Source organism: Flavobacterium piscis (assembly GCF_001686925.1).
GTDB lineage: Bacteria > Bacteroidota > Bacteroidia > Flavobacteriales > Flavobacteriaceae > Flavobacterium > Flavobacterium piscis.
In genome coordinates this window covers 163,462-188,893 of the sequence record NZ_LVEN01000050.1, presented here as the reverse complement: position 1 = coordinate 188,893, position 25,432 = coordinate 163,462, and the positions used below count along the sequence as shown (strand labels likewise).

The 25,432-nt window shown below is 34.3% G+C and carries 24 protein-coding genes and 1 tRNA gene; 7 read left to right on the top strand and 18 right to left on the bottom strand.

Annotation, left to right across the window (positions count from 1 at the left end):
* Positions 1-201: 201 nt before the first annotated feature.
* Both FLP_RS24860 and pdxR read left to right on the top strand, forming a co-directional pair.
* Positions 202-957, top strand: coding sequence for a hypothetical protein (locus FLP_RS24860; RefSeq protein WP_065452182.1), 756 nt, complete (start codon positions 202-204; stop codon positions 955-957).
* Positions 958-1,081: 124 nt separating this feature from the next.
* Positions 1,082-2,494 carry a MocR-like pyridoxine biosynthesis transcription factor PdxR gene (pdxR, locus tag FLP_RS24855; RefSeq protein WP_065452181.1) on the top strand — a complete coding sequence of 471 codons (1,413 nt, stop codon included), beginning with the start codon at positions 1,082-1,084 and terminating at the stop codon, positions 2,492-2,494.
* 65 nt (positions 2,495-2,559) lie between these two features.
* On the opposite strand, the gene FLP_RS24850 is transcribed toward pdxR, so the two are convergent.
* Positions 2,560-2,823, bottom strand: a complete 264-nt coding sequence (locus FLP_RS24850; RefSeq protein WP_065452180.1) for a DUF2024 family protein — start codon at positions 2,821-2,823, stop codon at positions 2,560-2,562.
* Between the two features lie 199 nt (positions 2,824-3,022).
* Here FLP_RS24850 and FLP_RS24845 point away from each other — a divergent pair, with 199 nt between their 5' ends.
* From FLP_RS24845 to FLP_RS24835, 3 genes are all read left to right on the top strand, one after another.
* Positions 3,023-3,754 carry a YggS family pyridoxal phosphate-dependent enzyme gene (locus tag FLP_RS24845; protein ID WP_065452179.1) on the top strand — a complete coding sequence of 244 codons (732 nt, stop codon included), beginning with the start codon at positions 3,023-3,025 and terminating at the stop codon, positions 3,752-3,754.
* A gap of 30 nt (positions 3,755-3,784) precedes the next feature.
* Entirely contained in the window at positions 3,785-4,498 is a 714-nt protein-coding gene (locus tag FLP_RS24840; RefSeq protein ID WP_065452178.1) for an AAA family ATPase, read from the top strand.
* A 117-nt stretch (positions 4,499-4,615) separates the two neighbouring features.
* Entirely contained in the window at positions 4,616-4,801 is a 186-nt protein-coding gene (locus tag FLP_RS24835) for a hypothetical protein (RefSeq protein WP_065452177.1), read from the top strand.
* A gap of 43 nt (positions 4,802-4,844) precedes the next feature.
* Here FLP_RS24835 and FLP_RS24830 read toward each other — a convergent pair whose 3' ends face one another.
* The 17 genes from FLP_RS24830 to mraZ form a co-directional block, all read right to left on the bottom strand.
* The gene (locus FLP_RS24830; protein WP_065452176.1) at positions 4,845-5,663 is read right to left on the bottom strand and encodes a lysophospholipid acyltransferase family protein; all 819 of its coding nucleotides are present in this window, start codon (positions 5,661-5,663) and stop codon (positions 4,845-4,847) included.
* Between the two features lie 383 nt (positions 5,664-6,046).
* Positions 6,047-6,120 (bottom strand) — tRNA-Arg (locus FLP_RS24825).
* Positions 6,121-6,198: 78 nt separating this feature from the next.
* Complete coding sequence (locus FLP_RS24820; protein WP_065452175.1) at positions 6,199-6,648, bottom strand: GatB/YqeY domain-containing protein; 450 nt, start codon at positions 6,646-6,648, stop codon at positions 6,199-6,201.
* Between the two features lie 198 nt (positions 6,649-6,846).
* Positions 6,847-8,949 carry a cell division protein FtsZ gene (ftsZ, locus tag FLP_RS24815; RefSeq protein WP_065452174.1) on the bottom strand — a complete coding sequence of 701 codons (2,103 nt, stop codon included), beginning with the start codon at positions 8,947-8,949 and terminating at the stop codon, positions 6,847-6,849.
* A gap of 82 nt (positions 8,950-9,031) precedes the next feature.
* On the bottom strand, positions 9,032-10,453 hold the full coding sequence (ftsA, locus tag FLP_RS24810; protein ID WP_065452173.1) for a cell division protein FtsA: 1,422 nt from the start codon (positions 10,451-10,453) through the stop codon (positions 9,032-9,034).
* Between the two features lie 6 nt (positions 10,454-10,459).
* Complete coding sequence (locus tag FLP_RS24805; RefSeq protein ID WP_065452172.1) at positions 10,460-11,182, bottom strand: cell division protein FtsQ/DivIB; 723 nt, start codon at positions 11,180-11,182, stop codon at positions 10,460-10,462.
* Positions 11,169-12,518, bottom strand: coding sequence for a UDP-N-acetylmuramate--L-alanine ligase (murC, locus tag FLP_RS24800; protein WP_065452171.1), 1,350 nt, complete (start codon positions 12,516-12,518; stop codon positions 11,169-11,171). Before murC ends, FLP_RS24805 begins: the two co-directional genes overlap by 14 nt.
* Before the next feature lie 154 nt (positions 12,519-12,672).
* Positions 12,673-13,758, bottom strand: coding sequence for an undecaprenyldiphospho-muramoylpentapeptide beta-N-acetylglucosaminyltransferase (gene murG, locus FLP_RS24795; RefSeq protein ID WP_065452170.1), 1,086 nt, complete (start codon positions 13,756-13,758; stop codon positions 12,673-12,675).
* 46 nt (positions 13,759-13,804) lie between these two features.
* Positions 13,805-15,124 (bottom strand): FtsW/RodA/SpoVE family cell cycle protein, encoded by a 1,320-nt coding sequence (locus FLP_RS24790; protein WP_065452169.1) that lies wholly within the window; start codon positions 15,122-15,124, stop codon positions 13,805-13,807.
* 77 nt (positions 15,125-15,201) lie between these two features.
* On the bottom strand, positions 15,202-16,533 hold the full coding sequence (gene murD / locus FLP_RS24785) for a UDP-N-acetylmuramoyl-L-alanine--D-glutamate ligase (protein WP_065452168.1): 1,332 nt from the start codon (positions 16,531-16,533) through the stop codon (positions 15,202-15,204).
* A gap of 64 nt (positions 16,534-16,597) precedes the next feature.
* A complete protein-coding gene (locus tag FLP_RS24780) occupies positions 16,598-16,951 on the bottom strand; it encodes a four helix bundle protein (RefSeq protein WP_065452167.1) in 354 nt (117 codons plus the stop codon).
* A gap of 52 nt (positions 16,952-17,003) precedes the next feature.
* The gene (gene mraY / locus FLP_RS24775; RefSeq protein ID WP_065452166.1) at positions 17,004-18,230 is read right to left on the bottom strand and encodes a phospho-N-acetylmuramoyl-pentapeptide-transferase; all 1,227 of its coding nucleotides are present in this window, start codon (positions 18,228-18,230) and stop codon (positions 17,004-17,006) included.
* Between the two features lie 80 nt (positions 18,231-18,310).
* The gene (locus tag FLP_RS24770; protein ID WP_065452165.1) at positions 18,311-19,774 is read right to left on the bottom strand and encodes a UDP-N-acetylmuramoyl-L-alanyl-D-glutamate--2,6-diaminopimelate ligase; all 1,464 of its coding nucleotides are present in this window, start codon (positions 19,772-19,774) and stop codon (positions 18,311-18,313) included.
* A complete protein-coding gene (locus FLP_RS24765) occupies positions 19,771-21,780 on the bottom strand; it encodes a penicillin-binding protein (protein ID WP_065452164.1) in 2,010 nt (669 codons plus the stop codon). Before FLP_RS24765 ends, FLP_RS24770 begins: the two co-directional genes overlap by 4 nt.
* On the bottom strand, positions 21,771-22,118 hold the full coding sequence (locus FLP_RS24760; RefSeq protein ID WP_065452163.1) for an FtsL-like putative cell division protein: 348 nt from the start codon (positions 22,116-22,118) through the stop codon (positions 21,771-21,773). Before FLP_RS24760 ends, FLP_RS24765 begins: the two co-directional genes overlap by 10 nt.
* A gap of 16 nt (positions 22,119-22,134) precedes the next feature.
* Complete coding sequence (gene rsmH / locus FLP_RS24755) at positions 22,135-23,043, bottom strand: 16S rRNA (cytosine(1402)-N(4))-methyltransferase RsmH (protein ID WP_174548801.1); 909 nt, start codon at positions 23,041-23,043, stop codon at positions 22,135-22,137.
* On the bottom strand, positions 23,018-23,491 hold the full coding sequence (mraZ, locus tag FLP_RS24750) for a division/cell wall cluster transcriptional repressor MraZ (RefSeq protein WP_065452162.1): 474 nt from the start codon (positions 23,489-23,491) through the stop codon (positions 23,018-23,020). Before mraZ ends, rsmH begins: the two co-directional genes overlap by 26 nt.
* Positions 23,492-23,869: 378 nt before the next feature.
* Between mraZ and FLP_RS24745 the strand changes: the two genes are divergently transcribed.
* Complete coding sequence (locus FLP_RS24745; RefSeq protein WP_065452161.1) at positions 23,870-24,634, top strand: alpha/beta fold hydrolase; 765 nt, start codon at positions 23,870-23,872, stop codon at positions 24,632-24,634.
* Positions 24,635-24,676: 42 nt separating this feature from the next.
* Complete coding sequence (yihA, locus tag FLP_RS24740) at positions 24,677-25,297, top strand: ribosome biogenesis GTP-binding protein YihA/YsxC (RefSeq protein ID WP_065452160.1); 621 nt, start codon at positions 24,677-24,679, stop codon at positions 25,295-25,297.
* The last annotated feature ends 135 nt before the right edge of the window (positions 25,298-25,432 follow it).

The window sequence follows — 25,432 nt, the reverse complement described above, 5'->3', positions numbered from 1 at the left end:
TCTTAGCGCCTTTGCGAGATTAATTTTATTTTTTTCAACCTTAACTTAAGGCATTGTCCAAAGCTTCAGGCGCAGGATTAGCTGCTGAAAAAGAATTACTTTATCACAGAAATCGCAATGACAAAACATACTTTTTATCTTTTACATTCCTTTACAATTTTCTATTAACTTTATCATTGTCAAATCAATACATCAAAAAACATGAAAATTGATATCAATAATGAAATTAAAATTGAAAGTTATGATGTTTTCACATACAGAAGAATCAGGCGCGCCATTGGCTATCTTGGTATAAGTCTTCCGATACTTTTAGTGGGGCTATCTTTGATTTCTTACTTTCAAACTCCCATTCAGACTTCTATCAGTCATTACTATTATACTCATTTACGAGAGTTTTTTACCGGAACTTTATGTGCTGTTGGTTTATTTTTAATTCGATATAAAGGTCATGGAAATGTTTCGATTTGGAAAAACGATAATTTACTCACCAATATTGCCGGAATCATGGCTTTGGGCGTTGCATTTTTTCCTACTACTCCCGAAAAACAGGAGATAAACCCAAAAATTTACACGCTCATTTCTTCTAATCAGGAATGGCTCGGCTGGCTTCATTATGGTTTTGCTGCTCTTTTATTCCTCATAATGGCCTTACTCGCCATTAATGTTTTTACCATTGGACAAAAAAATGAAACCAGAACTCCAAAAAGCATCCTGAACGAAAATAATATTTACAGAACTTGTGGTTATTCAATTATCCTATTTGTTGTTTTGGTACCCATATCTGAGAAACTAGAGCGATTTGAATATTCGACTTTGGTTCTCGAAGCATTATCTCTCTTTGCTTTCGGGATTGCCTGGTTAATAAAAGGGCGTGCATTAGGAGATAGTGGTATAACGGGTGAAATGCTTTATCAGGAAAAGAATGCCATTGATACTGAAAAAATATTGGAAGAATAAAATCGTTGGCAATGAATTAAAAAATAGATCTTTTCATGTATTAATCAGATTTTATTTGCTCCACAAAAAAACCTAACTTTGGTCTATCAATATAATATAGTTTTAATATAAAAAACTAGTCCAGATGTTACGACCTTGGTCATTGGAAATTCAGTTAGACAAAAAATCGAATACGGCACTTTATCTTCAAATTGCCGATGCAATCATCAATGCTATAAAATCAGGCAAATTATCCAGTGGCAATGCTTTGCCAGGAAGCAGGCAGTTAGCGGTTTTACTTCATGTAAATCGCAACACCGTAATTGAAGCCCTTGATGTTTTGACTGCCGAAGGATGGCTGATTACAATGGATCGAAAAGGAACCTTTGTGGCTGATGTATTACCTGAAAGTGGACTCGAAAAAAAACAGCAACAAAAAGCAAATACTACTGAGGAAGAGATAAAACCGCATCTTGTTTTTGATGACGGTCTCCCTGATAGCCGCCTTGCTCCTATGACAGATCTGGCGCGAGCTTACAGAGAAATATTCAACAGGAAATCGCGTTGGCAAATCATGGGCTACAGCAATGAATTTGGGAATACTGAATTTAGAAAAGCAATTGCCCAAATGCTGAATTTTAAAAGAGGAATGAATATTTCCCTCGATCAAATTTGTATTACGCGCGGCAGCCAAATGGCAATGTATCTGGCAGCACATTCTTTATTCTCGAAAGGAGACTTTGTTATGATCGAAAATCCGGGTTATCAGCCGGCATGGAAAGCTTTTGAAAATGCCGGCGCAGCTTTACTGCCGGTAAGCATTACTCCGGATGGTTTGAATTTGGATGAAGTCGAACAATACCTGAAAAAATATAACGCTATAAAAGCCATATACGTTACGCCTCACCATCAATTTCCGACGACGGTAACAATGAGCCTTAAAAAAAGATTAAAGCTAATTGAATTATCCAATAAATACGGTTTTACGATTATCGAGGACGATTATGATCATGAATTTCATTTTGGTCAGCGCCCAATTTTACCTATTTCGAGTTATGAAACTGCACAAAACTTTATTTACATTGGCACTTTAAGCAAAATTGTAGCTCCGGCATTGCGAATTGGTTATTTGGTAAGTACGCCTGAAAGAATTGAGAAGGTAGGAGAACATCGAAAAATAATCGATGTGCAAGGTGATAATATTATGGAAGAAGCGGTATTGCATCTTATCAATGAAGGCATCATCAAAAGGCATCTTAAAAAAACCAACTTGATTTATAAAGCAAAAAGAGATTATTTTGAAAGTCTCTGTAAACAACATCTCAAAGATAAAATTACTTTTACTAAACCAGAAGGAGGCTTGGCTTTTTGGATAGTTCCAAATGCTACAATTGACTTACCGTTTGTTTGCCAGCAATTATTGGCTAAAGGCATTAAAATTATGAATCCTGAAAATTTTAGTTGTACCAATTCTGCCTCCGGATTTAGATTAGGTTATGCATCGCTGACAGAACAACAAATGGAACAGGGAATTATAGCACTTTCAGAGTACTTATAAAAAAGACTGAAAAAGTAAAAACACTTTCAGTCTATCATCACTTCTGTTCTATTTTGGCAGAATAATTAATTGCAATTTTCCATTTCGATAATAGAAAAACCATTTTTACGAATTTGGTTTTCTACTTCGGCAGGAGCTTTATCTATGTGGCAAAACCTGCATTCTTTTGAAGTTAAAGGCTGACCTTCTTGCGAAACTGTTTTTAAATAACTTTTACCAAATTCAAAAATTGCATTTGCATCATTTGTATTCTCATCTACCAGAATATCAAAATGCATAATTTTTCCGTCTTTTCGGGTTACATAAGTATCCCATACTGCTACTTTCATATTATATACTATTAAATAATTGATGTTTTTTGATAGAACAAATTTACTGCTGTTACTAAGATGCTGCATCATCCAGTTTTCGTATTTATTACCTATTACTGGTCTGGTTGTAATTTAAAAATCAAAGTAAAAACTGGACTACTCTAAATACAAAAAACTGGATCGCAGCTTTAATCGGGGCAAATCTTAATTTTGCCAAATGAAAGAGATGATAATTTCCAATTTAAAAGAGGTTCATGATCGAATCGAAGCTGCTTGTAAACTTTCAGGCAGGAATCCTCTTGACGTACAATTATTACTGGCTACCAAAACGGTTCCTGCAGATAAAATCAGGATTGCAATCGAAGCCAGTGAAAATTTAATTGGTGAAAACAAAATGCAGGAATTACGGGATAAAGATCCTGGCTTAAAAGAATTAAACGTAGAACGCCATTTTATTGGTCATCTTCAAACCAACAAAATAAAAGATGTCTTAAAATATGTTTCTTGTATACAATCACTTGACCGACTGAATCTTGCACAGGAACTCGACAAACAATTACAAAAAGAAGGAAAAAATCTGGATGTTTTTATACAAGTGAATACTTCATTCGAAGAAAGTAAATTTGGGCTTAAACCTGATGAAGTAATTTCTTTTATTCGTGAAATGAACCATTACGGGACTTTAAAAATAAAAGGTTTGATGACGATTGGTTTATTAGATGTCGAAAAAGAAAAAATGCAGCCTTCGTTAAGATTACTCCGAGAAATCAGGGATGAAATTTATAAAGCAAAAATAGAAGGAATAAGCGAACTAAAACTTTCTATGGGAATGTCGCAGGATTTGGAAATGGCTATTGCCGAAGGATCTAATATGGTGAGAATTGGCACTTCGATTTTTGGAAACCGATTTTTAGGAAAAGAGATATGGAATGAAAATATTGCAGAATAAAATCTAATTTTGCATCAAATAAAAATTAAGATGAATCTATACGAAATTACCGTAAACGATACCGAAAAAGTAGCTTTAGCCGATTTACTTTTTAGCGAAGAAAACAAAGCCGCCTTACATCAAACCATCAAAGAGCATCAATATCTTGACGAATTAAAAAAGTATAATCTTAAAGTAGATAACAAAATATTACTTCATGGTCATTCCGGCTGTGGTAAAACAACAACGGCAAAAGCTATTGCGACTGCTTTAAACAAAAATATCGTAATCATCAATCTGAGTACTTTAATCAATGCGCGAATTGGTGAAACTTCAAAAAATGTAAAAGCAATTTTCGATAAAGCGATTAGAGAAAAGGCTGTATTATTTTTAGACGAGTTCGACCAGATTGGTAAAAGCCGTGACATCGATGATAAAGACGTTGGCGAAATGAGACGTCTGGTAAACACAATTATTCAGTTGATTGATTATTTACCCGCTGATAGTTTGCTCATTTGTGCTACCAATCATTACCACACTATTGACACTGCTTTATTGCGACGATTTCAATTGCGCTTACAATTCGAAATGCCCAACGAAAGCGAATTAGATCTTTATTACGATAAATTACTAGCAAACTTCCCTAACCATTTACAAGATATTCCGCGTAAATATTCCATCTCTTATGCTGAGGCCAAAGATTATGTTCATACTATAATGAAAAAGCAAATTATTGCAGCATTGGAAGTGCAGAAGTTGTTGTAATTTCCCAAAAAATCAGTATAACTATATTTACAGTATTTTTACTAAATTTATTGCAACGAATTAATTGCGAAAGAGTTGTAACAGAAATATATTGATCTAATTGTAAACATTAATAAAATGGAAAATAAAAAATCATTATCGTTTCCTTTGATGGTTGTTGTAATCATTTTAGGAGTAACATTATATAAACAGTTTGACTTTGAAAGCCTAAAATTTGAGAAACCGGCACTTGCAGTTCTTTATATAATTGTTTTTCTGGCAGCACTTTACTTTCTGGTAAAAAAGCCAAAGAAAAGTTCTTAAAATAAAAAATCTCCAGCTCCTTATTAATATTCAATTTTTTGTACTAATTATGCAATTGGTTTTTAAGAGCGTACAGTTTATTTCTAAGATTTTTCAATAGTAAAGGATCTGAAGCTTTGCTACTTACCTCAGTTAAAAATATTGTTTTTCCAATAGTCATCTTTAGCGCATGTCCTTGTTTATTAAAGAGCTCAGAAATTAGTTTTGAAGTTTGCAGCATAGGATGAATTGACTTTAGCATACTAAAGAAAAAACCATTATTTCCATGAAAATAGATAGGTAGAATAGGCACATTTGCTTTACTGATAACCTTGCCTACTACAGGATGCCACTCCGGATCTGTGATCTCACTTGTCTTAAAATCATAAGATGAAACTTCTCCCGCAGGAAAAATTGCAACAGGAATACCTTCACTTAATGCTTTCAGTGTCATTTTTAATCCCGTAATGCTCGCAGAATTTTGTACATTCTCAAATGGATTAACAGCAATAATACATTTTGCAAGATTTGGAATTTCCTTTAATAAAAAATTACCCATATACATCGTATCAGGACGTCTTTTCGCAATTGTACTTAATAAAGCTAACGATTCGATACCGCCATAAGGATGATTTGCAATAACAATAAAAGCACCTTCACCAGGAATGTTTAGTAATTCTGTATCCTCAAATTGGACTTTGACTCCAATTCTATTTAAAACGTAATTAGCAAAATCTGCGCCTTCAAGATTACCTCCCTCTTTTACAATGGAATTTAAGTTGTTAATTTTCATTACTTTCATTAAATAAGAGCTTAATCCCGGAATAGGAATTTTAGAAAGGCCGGCAGCTTCAGAAAATTTTTCTTTGGATATTAATGTCATATGCTATTACTATTAAGGTTGAGTGCAAAAACTAATAAAAACCCTAAAAGGAATTGGCACTAGTAATGATTATAATTTATTAAGGAAATTTTGTTTATTTATAACTTTAAATTCCGACACGAATTTTGATTTATGAAAAGGAAAACTATTCGATAATCCAGATATTCTTTATTACAGTTGCGGGTAAAGATACTCGATTTTATATGCGAACATACAATATGGAAATAAAACAACTATAAAAACCACAAATTTTAAAAATAGCTTAACATTAAACTATTTTTTAAATATTAAGCTTAACAAATATCAAAGTACTGATCGAACCAAATTTATTGAACAAAAAAGCCTGCAAAATATAAACTTTGCAGGCTTTTATTATTATTTAGTGACCACGGAGGGGTTCGAACCCCCAACCCTCAGAGCCGAAATCTGATATTCTATCCAGTTGAACTACGTGGTCTTTTGATTGCAGATTGTTGAGTTTAGATTTTAGATTATTGAATGAAATCTAAAATCTGAACTCTAAAATCTAATATTTTTAAACTAATAATTTCTTAACGATTGCAGAAATAGTTTTTCCTTCAGCAGTTCCTCCTAGTTGTGCAGAAGCTAATCCCATAACTTTACCCATTGAAGCAATTCCTGAAGCTCCGGTTTCAGCGATAATTTTGGCAATTACAGCTTCTACTTCTTCTTCACTTAATTGTGCAGGTAAAAATTTCTCGATTACAGCAACCTGAGCCAATTCCGGCTCTGCTAAATCAGGACGGTTTTGCTCTGTAAAAATACGAGCACTTTCTTTACGGGTTTTAACTAATCTCTGAAGTAATTTAACTTCATCGTCTTCTGTTAATTCTTCTTTAGAACCTGATGCTGTTGCAGCTAATAACATTTCAGATTTAATAGCTCTTAATGCCTCTAATGCCACTGTATCTTTTGCTCTCATGGCAGTTTTAATCTCGTCCATGATTAATGCTTGTAAACTCATCTTATTTTTTATTTAAATAGGTAATACCTATAATTGATATATTTGAAAGTTGTTACCGACCAACGCCTGAACTGACAACAAAATTAACTTTAAAAGTTAAGTAAAGAAGTCAAATTTTAAATTCTGTGCGAAGATAAAAAAAATAACCCGAAAATTAAATCCAATTTTCGGGCTATCTTAATTATTAGGATTATAAACTTAATCTACGTTGTCGTGCAAAAATGAATTGTTTGAACGCAACTGCAAATCGTTGTTACTATCTGTTCCAACTGATATTCTCGAATTGTTATTATTTGATTGATTATTTGATAAATCGATACCTAATCTTTTATAAGCAGGCTCTTTTTCAAGTTCATCAATTCTGGAAACATTATTATGGAATTTATAATTAAATTCTTTTAGTTTCTTTCTTCTTTCTTCAGCTCTCAAACGTAAAGTTTCCTCAATTGTCAATTCCATCGGAGAAACCTCTGAAGTTGTTGTAAAATGAGCTTCACTTGCAAAATCATTTTTTTGCTTCATAGTGATATTTAATTCCGCAGGAATTACATCTTCTACCACTTTATCAGCAGGTTTTGATGCTACTAACTCATTTTCAACCTCCATATACTCTTCCAAAGAATATTTGATGATTCCTTTTTCTGAAAGTTCTGTTACCGGAACAAACTGAACCGGATCATTTACTTTTATGTTACGGGTCTCATTCGATAATTCGAATAAAATTTTATTTTCCTGTTCTGCAACCGGTTCTTTTTTAACTTCTGGCTCTGATCTAAAAAGAGGTAAATCGAATGAGAAAGTGGTTTGCTCTTCTCTTTCAAAAGTTCTTTGTTGAACTTGCTGAACTGGTTTTACATCCTGAAAAGTTTGAGTCTCAGGAGTCGTAATAGTAAAATCAATATCTGTAATAGGTGAAACAATTTCGAAAGTTACGTCAAGGTTTTTGATAAACTCAGACATCACCACTAATTCTTCCTTATTCATCGATGGATTGCTTGTTGCATTCGTTGATGGATTGCCGGTAACATTCATTGGCGGATTACCTGCAACATTCATTGACGGAGTAACAGCAACTGGTGCAACTTCAATTGGAGCAACTTCAACTGGAGCAACATGCGTAGCTGTAAATGGCATTTCAGTATCTTCATCATCCATTAAATCAAAAACAATTTTCTCTTCAGATTTTGCAGTAGGTGTTTCTGCATTTACATCAAAAGAAGTAACTGATTTATTGCTTAAATTATGAACACTTCTTTGCTCATCTTCCAGCGTATGAATAATTTTTTTAGGCTCTGTATTTACAATTTCATTTTGTTGTTCAACATCAAAACCTGTTGCAATAATAGTCACGGCAATAGCATCACCAAGAGTTTCGTCTTCACCAACTCCCATGATAATATTAGCATTATGACCTGCTTCTACCTGAATGTGATCATTGATTTCTCCAATCTCATCCAATGTAATTTCGTTTGATCCAGAAACGATAAGCAACAATACGTTTTTGGCTCCTGTAATTTTGTTGTCGTTTAACAACGGAGAATCTAATGCTGAAACAATAGCTTCTTTGGCTCTGTTTTCACCCGCTGCAACAGAAGATCCCATGATAGCTGTTCCGCTGTTTGATAAAACAGTTTTAGCATCACGTAAATCGATATTTTGAGTATAGTGGTGCGTAATTACTTCAGCAATACCTCTTGAGGCTGTTGCCAAAACTTCATCCGCTTTAGAGAATCCTGCTTTAAAACCAAGATTTCCGTATACTTCTCTTAATTTATTATTATTAATTACAATTAGCGAATCGACTTGCTTGCGCAATTTTTCGATTCCTAAAAGCGCTTGCTCCTGACGCACTTTTCCTTCAAACTGAAAAGGAATAGTAACGATACCAACCGTAAGTATTTCTCTTTCTTTGGCCAATTGTGCAATTACCGGAGCTGCACCAGTACCTGTACCACCACCCATACCAGCGGTAATAAATACCATTTTAGTACCACGGTCTAACATTTTCTCAATGTCAGCGATACTTTCAATAGCAGATTGCTGTCCTACATCAGGATTTGCTCCTGCTCCAAGACCTTCTGTTAAGTTCATACCTAACTGAATTTTGTTGGGTACCGAACTGTTCTGTAGTGCCTGTGAATCAGTATTACAAACGATGAAATCAACGCCTTTAATACCTTGTTTAAACATATGGTTGATAGCATTACTACCACCTCCACCTACACCTATTACTTTGATAACATTTGATTGGTTTTTTGGTAAATCAAATGAAATACTTCCAAATTCTGAGTTGCTCATCATCTTTTTGGTTTTTGAAATTCTTATTTAATACATTTTTTACTTCTTGACTTGGGGCCAATAGTAATTCCTTTTCTCTTATTATTTATTCTGCGTTGTCTAAAAAATCTTTGATTTTATCGACATATCGGTCAAAAAATGATCTTCTAATTTTTGTTTCAGTAGATTCTTCCTTAGTTGCAGTACCTCTTACTTCTCTTGATTCTTCGATAGTTTCTACTCTTTCAACGTAGTTTTCTTCTACTTCGTATCGTTGTTTTACAGGTTGTTGCACTTGCGGAGGAACATTTCTGTAAACCACTTTTGGCTGCTCATTTACAATCTCCATTCTAACAGCACTTTGCGTGCTATTTTCGATACTGTTCATTACTAAACCAACTGCAGTAGCAAATAACGGACTAGAAATTTCTTCGCTTGAATTTCCTGCTAAATGCTCATTTGGATATCCAATTCTGGTATCCATACCTGTAATATACTCTACTAATTGTTTGATGTGTTTTAGCTGAGCTCCACCACCGGTAAGAACAATTCCTGCAATTAATTTTTTACGAGGATCTTCGTGTCCATAAGCTTTAATTTCTGCAAAAACCTGCTCTACAATTTCTACCACACGGGCATGAATAATTTTAGATAGGTTTTTAAGCGAAATCTCTTTTGGTTCTCTGCCTCTTAAACCCGGAATAGAAACAATCTCGTTGTCTTTATTTTCTCCCGGCCAGGCTGATCCGAATTTTATTTTTAAAAGCTCTGCTTGTTTTTCGATAATCGAACAACCTTCTTTGATATCGTCTGTAATTACATTTCCTCCAAAAGGGATCACTGCTGTATGACGAATAATTCCATCTTTAAAAATGGCCAAATCTGTTGTTCCGCCGCCGATATCAATTAAGGCTACACCTGCTTCTTTTTCTTCCTGACTTAAAACAGCATCTGCCGAAGCTAATGGTTCTAATGTTAATCCAGACAATTCAATTCCTGAACTCTGAATACATCTTCCAACATTTCTGATTGAAGAAGCTTGTCCAACTACAACGTGAAAACTAGATTCTAATCTTCCACCGTACATTCCTATTGGTTCTTTTATCTCAGACTGTCCGTCGATTTTAAATTCCTGCGGCAAAACGTGAATAATTTCTTCTCCCGGTAACATGGCCAGTTTGTTTACCTGGTCAATCAAAAGCTGAATGTCTTTTTCTCCAATTACTTCTTCCGGATTATTACGGCTGATGTAATCTGTGTGCTGTATACTTCTGATGTGTTGTCCTGCGATACCCACAACAACATCTTTTATTTTATAACCTGAATTGTTTTCCGCCTCAAGTATTGCTTGCTGAATGGACTGGATAGTTTGCGTAATGTTGTTTACAACTCCTCTCGCAACTCCTAAACTTTTGGATTTTCCAATACCCAAAATTTCCAACTTTCCATACTCATTCTTCTTGCCGATCATGGCAACTATCTTTGTCGTTCCAATATCTAGACCTACTGCAATGTTATCTTTTTCCATTTTCTATTATTTTGTGCAAACTACTTGTTCCGTAAACCTAAGGTCAATCTTACTGTATTTATATAACGAACTATCTAAAACCGCTTTTTGAAAAAAGGCTTTATAGTTATTAAATTTCTTATCAACATTCATCGTTCTGCCAAAATCGATGAAGTAATTATAATTTCTATTAAACATTTTTAAGCTACCATTCGGCATAATTTGAATTGCAATGATGTTTTTTCTCAAAAACGCATCGTCATAAATTGTGCGAAATAAAGTAGCTAAATCTTCGTTATTTTTTTTATTTATTGCCCCAGAAACAAGTGGAACCCGAGCAGTATAATTGTCTGACAAAGGCATTTTATTACCCTCATAGTCAATATAAAAAGAAGCGTCACCATCATAAACTCTTGCTATTGGTGTCTTCTGTTTTACTACTGCTTTTAGAACCCCATCGATACTTACAAAAACGTCTGACTTCTCAATCATCTCTTGCGTATCAAGGTTTTTCTCAATCTTATTCAAATCTAACTCATCTTTTCGGATACTGGAAGCGTCTCTTTTATTTTCTATCAACAATTTATTAACCGTTTCCGGCTTCACAAAAAGCGTATTTTCTCCTACAAAAACCACCATCGTTTTTTTTAATTTTCGATCCCCATTTCGATGTTGAGCAAAAGAATATAAAAATAAAACAAGCCCTAAAATGAGAATTAATCGAATATTTGTCCAATTAAATATTTTCATTTAGCATTTTTTTGATTGACGGAACCATTTCTCCAATATCACCAGCTCCTATTGTTACAATTATTGGCGCATCACTGGCTTTGATTTCCGCTAATAAATCATTTTTTGCAACAATTTTTTTGTTCGAATTTGTCATTTTCTCTAACAGCCATTGCGATGTAATCCCTTCCATCGGCAACTCACGTGCAGGGTAAATATCCATTAAAAACACTTCATCAAACTGAGATAAACTTTCTGCAAATCCATCAGCAAAATCTCTTGTTCTGCTAAATAAATGAGGCTGAAAAATGGCCAGCACTTTACGATTTGGATACAACTCTCTTACTGCCTGATGTACAGCATTTATTTCTGTTGGATGATGTGCATAATCATCTATATAAACTAATTTATCCGACTTAATCTGGTACGAAAAACGTCTTCTGATTCCGTTAAACGAAGCAATGGCTTTTGCAATTGAGCCGGTCGGGGTGCCAAACGTCTTAGCCATTGCAATAGCCATTAATCCATTCATTAAATTATGTTTTCCTGGTAATCCAAAATGTAAATCTTTCATGATTTCTGATGGTGTCTGAACATCAAAAACATAGCTTCCGTCTTCTATACGAACATTGAAAGCTTTATATACAGCATCTTCATTTATAGCACACTGCACTCCTTCAAGAGGCAATTCTTTTGTTATAAACAAGTTATTCTTATCTTCTACTTTCGAAGCAAATTCTACAAACGAAGCCTCGATTGCTTCACTTGTTCCGTAAATATCCAAATGATCTGCATCCATCGAAGTAATACAGGCAATATTGGGATGCAAATGCAAAAACGAACGATCAAATTCATCTGCTTCTACAACGGTTACCGTTTTACCGTTCCCAATTAGGTTCGAATTGTAATTCTCTACAATTCCGCCCACAAAAGCAGTAACATCTGCACCGCTTTCATATAAAATATGCCCTAAAATACTTGATGTTGTTGTTTTTCCGTGTGTTCCGGCAACAGCAAAGCTAAAAGTGTCTTTGGTGATAATTCCCAAAACTTCGGCACGTTTTTTAATTTCGTAATTTCTTTCGATAAAATAATGCCATTCAGAATGTGTACTGGGAACCGCAGGCGTAAAAATCACCAACGTATTTTCAACAAAATAGTCAGAAGGAATCAGACTAATATTATCTTCAAAATGAATATCAATACCGCTTTCAATCAACTCGCTCGTTAACATCGATGGCGTTTTGTCGTAACCAGAAACCTGTTTCCCGATATTTTTAAAATAACGGGCCAGCGCACTCATTCCGATGCCTCCAATGCCAATAAAATAAACGTTTTGTATTTGATTTAAATTCATTTTTACTTTGTTTTTGAGCTATTTACAGTTTGTTTTATTTTATAAAAAACTAGTAATTAGACCTTTGTACTTTTCTTATCTTAATAACTCAAAACGCTTAAAAATAGCGTTCTAATTTTTTAATTATGTTCTATAATTTTCTTAAAAAGTTATATTATAACAACTTTTTAATTTGATCCACAATCACTTTCGTTGCATTTGGCATTGCCAGCTTTTTGATATTATCACTCAATTGTTTTTGTTTTCCCTGATCTTTCATCAAAGCTTCAAAAACAATACTAAACTGACTGTCTAATTCTGATTCTTTCAACAAAATCGCTCCTTTTGCATCTACTATTGCCTGCGCATTTTTAGTTTGATGGTCTTCGGCTACATTTGGTGATGGAATAAAAATTACCGGTTTCCCAACAATACATAATTCTGATACTGATGATGCTCCTGCTCGCGATACAATCACATCTGCCGCAGCATACACAAAATCCATTCTTTCGATAAAATCAACTACTCTTACGTGCTGCTGATTGTGTTTTTTATACTCTTCAAAATATAACTTTCCGCATTGCCAGATAATCTGAACATCTTGCGAAAGCATATTTTGCAATTCTTTCTCGATTAACTGGTTGACTCTTCTTGCACCTAAGCTTCCGCCCAAAACCAATAATGTTTTTTTATTAGGATCTAAACCATAAAAAGCGATTGCTTCATCACGTTTGCTTTCGATATCGATTAAATCCTGACGAACCGGATTTCCTGTTAAAACCATTTTTTCTTTAGGAAAAAATCGCTCCAAATTTCCGTACGCTACACAAATTGCATTGGCCTTTTTGCTCAACAATTTATTGGTAATTCCCGGAAATGAATTTTGCTCCTGAATCACCGTTGGTATTCCTGCTCCTCCAGCTGCCTGTAATAAAGGCCCACTTGCAAAACCGCCTGTTCCTATAACTACATTTGGTTTGAACTGTTTTATAATTCGTCTTGACTCTAGCAAACTTGTTGCCAATTTTAGCGGAAACATCAAATTTTGCAAGGTTAATTTTCTTTGCAATCCAGCAATCCAGAGTCCTTTGATTTCATAACCAGCCTGAGGCACTTTTTGCATTTCCATTTTGTCCTGCGCTCCTACAAAAAGAAACTCAGCATCAGGGAATTGCGCTTTTAATTCATTAGCAATAGCAATTGCAGGATAGATATGCCCTCCTGTTCCGCCACCACTTAATATGAATTTATAATTTGTCATATTTTTAAAAGTTATTCGCTTTAAAAAACTATTTGTATTCTTTTTTTTACTTATTCAAAACTGCATTCATCGGATTTCTGGAATTATCTTCTATCGAATACATCCCTTCTTCTTCATAAACCGATTCTTTTTCATTATGAACCAAATCTTCTTCGGCCAGTTCTTTATCAATTAATCGCTGAAGCGCTTCTTTTCTTCTTTCTTTTTCTTCCTGTTCTTCTGCGATTTCTTCTTCTTTTTTCGTTACGCTAATGATAATGCCAAGAGAGAAACACGTCATCCAGATGGAACTACCTCCACTACTAATAAGCGGAAGAGTTTGTCCGGTTACCGGTAATAATTCTACTGCAACTGCCATATTGATCATCGCCTGAAATATCATCGGAAAACCTAACCCAACGACGACTAACTTCCCAAATAGCGTGTTAGCTTTGTGCGATGCAATTACAAACCTGAACAACAGTAATAAGTATAAAACCAAAATAGCTACTCCGCCAACCAAACCATATTCTTCGACAATAATCGCATAAATAAAATCTGAAGATGATTGTGGTAAAAAGTTTTTCTGAACACTTTTCCCCGGTCCTAATCCGCCCAGTTTTCCTGATGCAATTGCAATTTTTGCTTTTTCGATTTGGTAATCGTCTTCATCCGGTTTATCTGTGGTAAAGTTCATAATACGACTTTCCCAAGTGGACACCCTGCTGAAGAATCTAGAATCCGGAAAAGCTTTCGCCACCAAAAGGAAAAACAACAACATTCCGATTCCTGAACCAATGATAAAACCAATATACTTTAGCGGATACCTACCAATAAACGTCAACATAATTACCATCGAAAATATCAACGCTGTGGTCGAAAAGTTAGCTGGTAATATCAACGCTAATGTTATAAAAACAGGTAACCAAAGCTGTATTAATGACGTTTGAAACGGCTCATTTTCTTCTCTTGTTTTTGACAAATAACGCGCAACATAAATAAACAATATACTAGCCGCCAAAGTCGAGGTTTGAAACGTAATACCAATAAATGGTACCTGAATCCAACGACTTGCATTTGCTCCCGCAATTACAGTTCCCTTTAACAATGTGTACAAAAGCAAGAACCAAACTACTGGCAATGCTATTTTTGAAATTGCTCTAAAATAATGATACGGAATCCTGTGTACCCAATAAATAATAAGGAAACCAATACAAATGTGAGCCAAATGTTTTACCAGATACCCAAGTGTGTTACCGGTTCCGTGACCTATATAAGCCAAATTACTACTCGCACTAAAAACAGGCATAAACGAAAACAACGCCAATAAAGCCACGAATGACCATATTACCCTATCTCCTTTTAATTTGTTTACTAATTCCTTCATGTTTTTAGTTTCAGGTTTTTCTTGTTTTTAGTTTCAGGTTCCCACATAACGTGAAACCTGAAACTTGAGACTATTTTTTACAAGTTATGTACTGCTTGTTTGAATTGTTTTCCGCGATCTTCGTAGTTTTCGAACAAATCGAAACTTGCACAGGCTGGAGATAATAAAACAGCATCGCCTTTTTCTGTTAAACGCTGTGCAGTTTTCACGGCATCGTTCATGTTATTTACTTCTACCATGATATCTACTACATTTCCGAAAGCATTGATGATTTTATGATTATCAACTCCAAGACAAATAATAGCTTTTACTTTTTCACGAACCAATGACATCAATTCGTTGTAATCGTTTCCTTTATCAACACCCCCAACAATCCAAACGGTTGGCACATTCATGCTGTCTAAAGCAAAGAAAGTAGCGTTTACATTTGTTGCTTTTGAATCGTTGATGTATTGTACATTCTGAATTTTTAAAACTTTTTCTAAACGGTGTTCAACACCTTGAAAATTAGATAAACTTTCGCGGATTGTTGCGTTTCTAATTTGCATCAATTTCGCTACAGAGCTTGCTGCCATTGCGTTTTTCATGTTATGTTTTCCTTCTAACGCAATGTATTCTGTTTCCATTGTAAACTCTTCTTGGTTGATCTTTATTTCCATTTTGTTGTTATTTATAGAAGCCCCTTCATCAAATTTTTCAGTCAATGAAAAAGGAATTAATTTTGCTTTTGTTGTGTTGTTTTTTAACCATTCTGCAATTGCCTCATCATCTGCATCGTAAATAAGATAATCGCTTTCGGTCTGATTCATTGTTATTCGAAACTTTGAATCGATATACTTTTGATATTTATATTCGTACCGGTCTAAATGATCCGGACTGATATTCGTAATTATGGCAATATCCGGCCTGTAATCTATAATTCCGTCGAGCTGAAAACTGCTTAATTCAAGAACATAGGCATCGTATTTATTTTCGGCAACCTGCCAGGCAAAACTTTTTCCGATGTTTCCTCCTAAACCTACATTCAAACCGGCAGACTTTAACAAGTGATGCGTTAACATCGTAGTGGTGGTTTTACCGTTACTACCTGTAATCCCGATAGTCAATGCTTCTGTAAAAGGTTTAGCGAACTCAATTTCCGAAATGACTTTAATTCCGGCAGCGATCAGTTTTTGTACTATGGGAGATTTCTCTGGAATTCCCGGACTTTTCATAACCACGTCGGCATTTAAAATCAGGTCTTCGGTATGTTTTTCTTCTTCCCAAGCAATTTTATTAATGATAAGAACTTCTTTATAGCTCTCCTTTATTTTTCCAAAATCAGATACGAAAACCTCATATCCTTGTTTTTTTCCGAGAATAGCCGTTCCAACGCCACTTTCTCCTCCACCAAGTACTACTAACCTCATACTTTATAAATTAAAAATTGAGAATTAAAAATTAAAAATCTAACATATAAAGTTTCTAATTCCATCACGTTTTCCCTTTTAGGGTTATTATAATTTTCGCTAATATTTTACATATTTCTTCTGCTTCTTTATGAACACTTTCGAACTCATTTGCAGAAATATAATCTGTTGCTTTCAATAATTTCAACCAATAAATCGTTTCTCTGGCTTCTTTATATGAAATCTCAAGCTTAAACAGAAACTCTTTATCAGAACGTCCTCCAATCGACTCTTCAATGTTTGCTCCAATTGAAGTCCCCGATCTTAAAAGTTGTTTACTTAAAACAAACTCCTTTTTTGTATCAGTTAGGTATTTATATAAATTGACTACTCTAACCGCAAAGAGAAATGACTTCTCTTGAATAATATTCTCCTTCATCTACCCAAACACACAATTTTTAATTTTTAATTCTCAATTTTTAATTAAAACTCTATCTTAATTTTAAAGTAACAATTGATAATATGGCTAACATTATTGCAACAATCCAAAAACGGGTTACGATTTTACTTTCGTGGTATCCTTTCTTTTGATAATGATGGTGCAATGGCGACATCAGAAAAATTCTTCGGCCTTCGCCAAAACGTCTTTTCGTATATTTAAAATAAGCTACCTGAATAATCACCGAAGCACTTTCTGCAAGGAAAATTCCACAGAATAATACAATCAATATTTCTTTACGAACAGCAATGGCTAAAACGGCAATGATTCCTCCAATCGTTAAACTTCCTGTATCTCCCATAAACACAGATGCGGGAAAGGAATTGTACCAAAGAAAACCAATTAGCGCCCCAACAAATGCGGATATAAATACAGTCATCTCTCCCGAATTGGGGATGTACATTATATTCAGATAATTAGAAAAAATAATATTACCGGAAACAAAAGTAAATATCCCGAGCGCCAAGACTGAAATTGCCGAAGTTCCTGCAGCGAGACCATCGATTCCGTCTGTTAAATTAGCTCCGTTTGAAACCGCTGTGATAATAAAAATAACCACTGGAATAAAAATTAACCAAGCCCATTTTTCATATCCTTCACCAGTCCAGGCCAATAATTCTGCGTAATCAAATTCATTATTTTTTACAAAAGGAATTGTCGTTGCTGTAGACTTTTCCTCAATTTGTGCAGGCATAACTATCGACGAAGATGCTTTTACTCCTCCGCTATAACCTGTATCAGTTCTTACAGTAACAGCAGGATTAAAATAAAGTACCGTTCCTACAATAAGACCTAAACCTACCTGACCAATAACTTTAAAAATTCCTTTAAGACCTTGTTTATCTTTTTTGAATATCTTGATATAATCATCAACAAAACCAATGGTTCCCATCCATAATGTGGTTACGATAAGCAATACTATATAGATGTTTTGTAAACGAGCAAACAACAACACGGGTACAAGAGTTGCAAAAATGATAATCAGTCCACCCATTGTTGGCGTTCCGGCTTTTTCATTCTGACCTGCAAGACCAAGCTCACGAACTGTTTCACCAACTTGTTGTCTACGTAAAAAATTAATAATTCTTTTTCCGTAAATTGTTGACAGAAGTAACGAAAGCATAAATGCTAAAGCTGATCTAAAAGTGATGTACTGAAAAACACCAGCCCCTGGCATATCTAATGTTTTTCTCAAGTATTCAAATAAATAGTATAGCATATTTCTTTATTTTAAATTCCAATGTTGAAATTCCAAATTCCAATTTTGTTCTGTGGTATTTTAGAATTTAAATTGATTAATTATTTATTTAGTTGATTTAAAATTTCTTTTACAGTTTCCATATCATCAAAATGATGACGAACACCATTTATTTCCTGATACGTTTCATGACCTTTACCGGCAATTAAAATAATATCATTTGGCTGAGCCAATTGACAAGCCGTTTTTATGGCCTGTTTTCTGTCGGTAATTCTCAGTACTTTTTTGTAATTATGGGCTTCAACACCTTTTTCCATTTCATCCAGAATCACTTCAGGATCTTCATTTCTTGGATTATCAGAAGTTAAAATTGCTTTATCACTAAGATCCGTAGCTATTTTAGCCATAATTGGCCTTTTTGTTTTATCTCTGTTTCCGCCACAGCCCACAACTGTTATCAATTGCTCGTTTTTAGTACGGATATCTCCTATCGTTTTTAAAACATTATCCAAAGCATCCGGAGTATGTGCATAATCTACAATAGCTGTAATATTCCCCTCTGAAACAATATATTGAAAGCGCCCTGAAACGCTCTCTAAATCAGACAATAATCTTAGTGCTTCAAGACTATCCATTCCTAATTCTACAGCAGTTCCGTAAATGGCCAAAACGTTGTAAGCATTAAAAGTTCCGATCAATTTTACCCAAACTTCATTATCATTTACTTTTAATAATAAACCTGACAGTTGGCTTTCTAATATTGTAGCTTTGAAATCAGCATACGATTTTAAGGCGTATGTAAATTTTCTGGCAACCGTATTTTGTAACATCACAGTTCCATTTTTATCATCGATGTTTGATAATGCAAAAGCTGTTTTGGGCAACGAATCAAAAAATGATTTTTTTACATCTCTGTATTCCGCGAACGTTGGATGATAATCTAAATGATCGTGAGAAAGATTTGTAAAAACTCCACCCACAAAATGCAACGCTTCTGTACGTTTTTGGTGAATTCCGTGTGAACTTACCTCCATAAAACAATGCGTTACTCCGGCTTCAATCATTTCATTTAAATAATGATTGATGGTTATTGAATCCGGTGTTGTATGCGTTGCTTTATATTCAGTCTCATCCACCATGATTTTTACAGTTGATAATAAACCAACTTTAAATCCTGCTTTTTGAAACAACTGAAACAATAATGAAGCAATTGTTGTTTTTCCGTTTGTACCTGTTACGCCAACTAATTTTAATTTTTCTGAAGGATTTCCAAAATAATTAGCCGCCATAAAAGCCAAAGCGGTATTCGTATCTTTTACTTTAATATAAGTAATTCCTTTTTCAATATTTTCAGGCAGCGTATCGCAAATCACTGCAACAGCACCTAATTGAATCGCTTTTTCTATATAATCATGACCATCAGAAAGGGATCCACGAATCGCTACAAAAACATCTTTTTCTTCAATTTTTCTTGAATCAAAATCAATTTTATGTATGTCGATTTCTGTCGAACCTGTTACAGACTCAATAGCTACTTTATATAATATGTCTTTCAGTATTTTCACGATAATTCTAATACTATTGTTGTGTTTTTACTAATATTTTGTCCAGCCTGCAAAGACTGTTTTTTTACTTTCCCTACTCCGTTTACCTTTACTTTTAAACCTAAATTTTCCAGTAAAGCAATGGCATCCATTCCTGGCATTCCTTTTAAATCAGGAATTTGACTTGATTTTTTTCTGGATTCTATATCGTACTTTTCGTAACTAATCTCTTGTTTTGAAATTTTAGAATCCAGTTTTTTAATTTTATTTGTCGAAGGTGCATCTGTAAATATTTTTTGGGCGATTCTTTTAAAAACCGGTCCTGCAACGTCTGCTCCGTAATAATTATTTTTTGATGTATTTGGTTTATGAACTACCACAATACAAGAATATTTAGGATGATCTGCCGGGAAATAACCCACAAAAGAAGATGCGTAATACAATGCCGACTTCCCTTCTTTTCCTCCGTAATTTACCTGAGCTGTTCCTGTTTTACCCGCCATCGAAAAATCTTTTGAATACAGTTTAGATCCTGTTCCTTTTTTAACCACATTCGCTAAAACTGCTTTCAGTTTTTTAATGGTTTCCGGCGAACAAACTCTTGGATTTATTACTTCAACATCAAACTTTTTAATGGTTTTATTCCACTCTTTAATTTCTGATACAAATTGTGGCTTCACCATTACTCCATTATTGGCCACTGAATTATAAAAAGCCAAAGTCTGCATCGGCGTAACCGAAACTCCGTATCCAAATGCCATCCACGGAAGTGAAACACCTGACCAGTGTTTGTCTCCAGGTTGCGGTATATAAGGTCTTCCTTCTCCTTTAAAATGCAATCCTAATGGTTTATCTAATCCATAACTCTTAATATGATTTACAAATTTGGATGGATTGCTTTTGTAATTATCATAAACTGCCTGAACCATTACTGTATTGGATGAAAGCTCAAAACCACGTGCTAATGTAACTTTTCCGTAACCACCTCTATGCGAATCAGTAACTGAACGACCATAATATTTTACTTGTCCGTTGTGACTATCAAAAACAGTACTTGTATCTGCTACTTTATCATCTAAAATCGCCATTAAATCGACTAATTTAAAAGTAGATCCCGGCTCATGAGATTCTGCTACAGCATAATTTGTAGTTTCATAATACGATCCGTCTTCTGCTCTTCCTAAATTCGAAATTGCTTTTACATGCCCCGTTTCTGTTTCCATTACTACTACACAACCGTGATCAGCTTCGTATTCTTCAAGCTGTTTCAATAAAGCATGGTGTGCAATATCCTGAATAAAAACATCAATTGTCGAGATTACATCATAACCATCAATTGGATCTACCTCGTTTAAATCACGAATAGGTTTCCATTGGCCTTTTGCAATTTTTTGTTTTAAAATCTTGCCGTCTTTTCCGTTCAGATAATCTTTAAAAGCCCACTCGATTCCTTTACCTACTTCGACTCCTGTTGCAGGATCGATTTTGTCGTAACCGATTGTTCTTTCTGCAATTTTCCCTATCGGATGTTTTCTAACAGTTTCCTGCTCGATTATAATCCCACCTTTGAAAGCGCCTAAATTGAATAATGGAAAACCTTTTATTTTTACATATTCGGTATAACTCAATTTTCTGGCAATCAAATAATAACGATTTTTATTATCTCTAGCTTTTCTTAATTCTTTTTCGAAATAGCTTCCCGGTTTATCTAAAACCGTTGCCAATGAATCTGACAATGATTTTATATACTTCTCAAAAGTTTCTGTTTTTGGTGCTTTGGCATCAAATCGAATTTCATAATTAGGGATCGATGTCGCTAATAAACTTCCGTCAGCAGAATAAATGTTTCCTTTGTTGGCCGGAATCACAAAATTTCTAACTGTACGCTGTTTCGCCAGTTTTCTGTAATAATCTCCTTCAACCCATTGAATATTGGTTAACTTAACAACAATAGCAATTGCCATCACAAAGATGAAAACTGCTACGAGGTAAATTCTGTAGGATATATGTTTATCTTCTACTTCCATATTCTTTTAAAGAAACTTTTTTCTTCTTCTTTTGTTACTTCTATTTTAACCGGAGGAACAGTTGAAGGATGAATATCTTTTTTCTCCATTTCACTTGTTACTGTTGACTCCATTTTTAGTTTCTGTAATTCTGAACGGCGATCTACAAATTCTGATCGTAATTCTTTTACTTCATTGCTTATTTTTGCAATTTCAAAAACCTTTTGTTCGTATCGCTGTGTATTGGCAATCATTAGTATAGCAAGCAGAATGATAAAAACAATGAACCTCCAGTTCTTCACCGCGTCATCGTTTAACAGAAATCTTGCTTTTAATATGCCAAATACTCCACTTTTCATTTTCTACCTATATATATTATATCTTCTCGGCAATTCTTAATTTTGCACTTCTTGCTCTATTGTTGATTTTGATTTCAGCATCATCAGGAACAATTAATTTTCCTATTGTTTTATACGGAACAGAAAAGTTTCCAAAAAAATCGCGTTCCGGTTCCCCTTCAAACATTCCGTTTTTTATAAATCTTTTTACCAGTCTGTCTTCGAGAGAATGATAAGAGATTACTGAGAATCTTCCGCCCGGATTAAGAATTTCAAGAGACTGCTCAATAAATTCTTTTAAAACATCCATTTCCTGATTTACCTCAATTCGAATCGCCTGATAAATCTGAGCCAGTATTTTATTTTTTACTCTTTCAGGTAAAAATTTCGCTAAAACATCTTTCAGTTCGTCTGTTGTTTTAATTGGGTAATGCTCTCTTGCTTCTACAATTGTTCTTGCCAAAAGCGGTGCGTTCTTCAACTCCCCATAATCAAAAAAAACACGACGTAAATCCTGTTCTTCATATTCGTTAACCACACGATAAGCACTTAAATCATTTTTTTGACTCATCCGCATATCGAGTTCGGCATCAAATCTTGTCGAGAATCCTCTTTCGGGAACATCAAACTGATGCGATGAAACACCTAAATCAGCCAAAATCCCATCTACACTTTTAACACCGTGAAAACGCAGAAATCTTTTTATAAATCTAAAGTTCTCATTTATTAAGGTAAACCGTTCATCCGGCAACGCATTTGCAAGAGCATCTTCATCCTGATCAAAAGCAAATAATTTTCCGTTTGGCCCTAATCGTCTCAAAATTTCTTTTGAATGACCACCGCCACCAAACGTAACATCTACATATATGCCATCTGGTTTAATATTTAAACCATCAACTGTAGGGTGAAGCAAAACCGGATTATGATATTCCATTGTCGTCGTCATTAATATTTCCCATTACTTCTTCGGCTAGATCGGCAAAATCCATATCTTCGCCGCTTATTGATTTTTCATATAAATCTTTATCCCAAATCTCCACAATATTAACCGCAGATGAAAAAACCACATCTTTAGAAATACTTGAAAAAGCTACCAAATCCTTTGGAACCAATAACCTTCCCAATGCATCAATCTCTACCATCTTAACACCGGCAGTAAATCTTCGAATGAAATCATTGTTCTTTTTTACGAAACGATTCAGCTTGTTGATTTTTTGCATCATCAAGTTCCATTCATCCATTGGATACAATTCTAAACACGGCTGAAAAACAGAGCGCTTCAAAACGAATCCGTCCTGAAGAGATGAAGCCAATTGCTTTTTTAAGGGCGCAGGCATCATTAGCCTCCCCTTAGCATCGACTTTACACTCATATGTTCCAACAATTGTATTCAAGAATATTACATTAATATGTTATACAGCAAAAATATAAAAAATATTACCACATTTTACCACAATATACCACTTTGTTAATAAGTTTAACCACTTTCTTACCACTATCCTTAATTTATAGACAATCAATACTTTAACTTATAATTAACGAAAAGTCAATAACACTTCGACATCAAAAAAATAATGCATAATATTTCTTAAAAAATTAGTTATTATGCAGTTTTCTTAACATTTAAGAAATACATCAAAACCACCTATAAAAGCTGATTTTTAACGACTTACAAGTTCTACTAAAATTATCTAGTTAAAAAAGGGTGGCAAAAATTCATTTTTATTTATTAAACCCTATATTTGTCCCAATTGAAATTGGCATTAAATTAAATGGACAAACACTACAAAAAAGAAGGCAAATACAGCTATTATGAAGCTGGAGAAGGAACTCCTATCGTTATTTTACATGGCTTAATGGGAGGCCTTAGTAACTTTGATGCTGTAGCAGAATATTTCCCAACGAAAGGATACAAAGTTGTTATCCCGGATTTGCCAATATATACTCAGAGTATTTTAAAAACGAACGTAAAAAGCTTTGCTAAATACGTTAAAGACTTTATCACTTTTAAAGGTTATGATAAGGTAATTTTACTAGGCAATTCACTAGGAGGTCACATCGCACTTTATCACACAAAACTATATCCTGAAAAAGTTGCAGGACTTGTAATTACCGGAAGCTCTGGTCTTTACGAAAGCGCAATGGGAGATAGTTATCCAAAAAGAGGCGATTATGAATACATCAAAAAGAAAGCTGAAGATGTATTTTACGATCCTAAAATTGCAACTCCGGAACTTATAGATGAAGTTTATGCAACGGTTAATGATCGTATCAAACTGATCAAAACCCTAACGATTGCCAAAAGTGCAATTCGTCATAATATGGCCAAAGATTTACCAAAAATGACAGTGGAAACCTGTATTATTTGGGGTAAAAATGACGCTGTAACTCCGCCAAATGTGGCTGAAGAATTTGACAAATTATTGCCTAATTCAACTTTGTATTGGATAGACAAATGTGGACACGCTGCTATGATGGAACATCCTCAGGAATTCAATACAATTCTTGAAGAATGGCTCGTTAAAACGAATTTGTAGCACCTAACTTTCGACTTTAAGGAGGTCTTAAACACAAAAAACATGAAAATTAATACCGCCGAATTTATTATCAGTAATTCTGAAGTTGCAAAATGTCCCCAGGATTTTTTGCCGGAATATGCTTTTATCGGAAGATCAAACGTAGGGAAATCTTCGTTGATCAATATGCTTACCAATCATAAAAATTTAGCTAAAACTTCAGGAAGGCCGGGAAAAACCCAATTGATTAATCACTTTAAGATTAACAATAATTGGTTCCTTGTCGATTTACCTGGTTATGGTTATGCTAAAGTATCAAAAAAGACAAAATCGGTTTTCCAACAATTCATTACAGATTATTTTGAAACCAGAGAGCAATTAGTTTGTGCTTTTGTTTTGATTGATATTCGCCATGAAGCACAAGCAATCGACATTGAATTTATGTCATATATGGGCGAAAGTGAGATTCCGTTTTGCATTATTTTTACCAAAGCTGATAAAATTAGTAAAGTAAAAATCGATTCGCACATTGCAGCATACAAAAAACAAATGTTTGCCAATAACTGGGAAGAGATGCCACATTATTTTGTGACTTCGGCAACAGAACAAACAGGAAAAGAGGACGTTTTAAGTTATATTGATGAGGTAAATCAGGAAGTATTTAAAAACAACTCACAGTTTTAAAAAATAAATTCCAAATTTAAAATTCCAAAACGGGAAGGAAATTAAAAAAAAATCCCAAATCCCAAGTTTTACAATTGGAATTTGGGATTTTTTTATTTGTAGTTAAAATCTTCAAAGATATTTTACAACAAATTA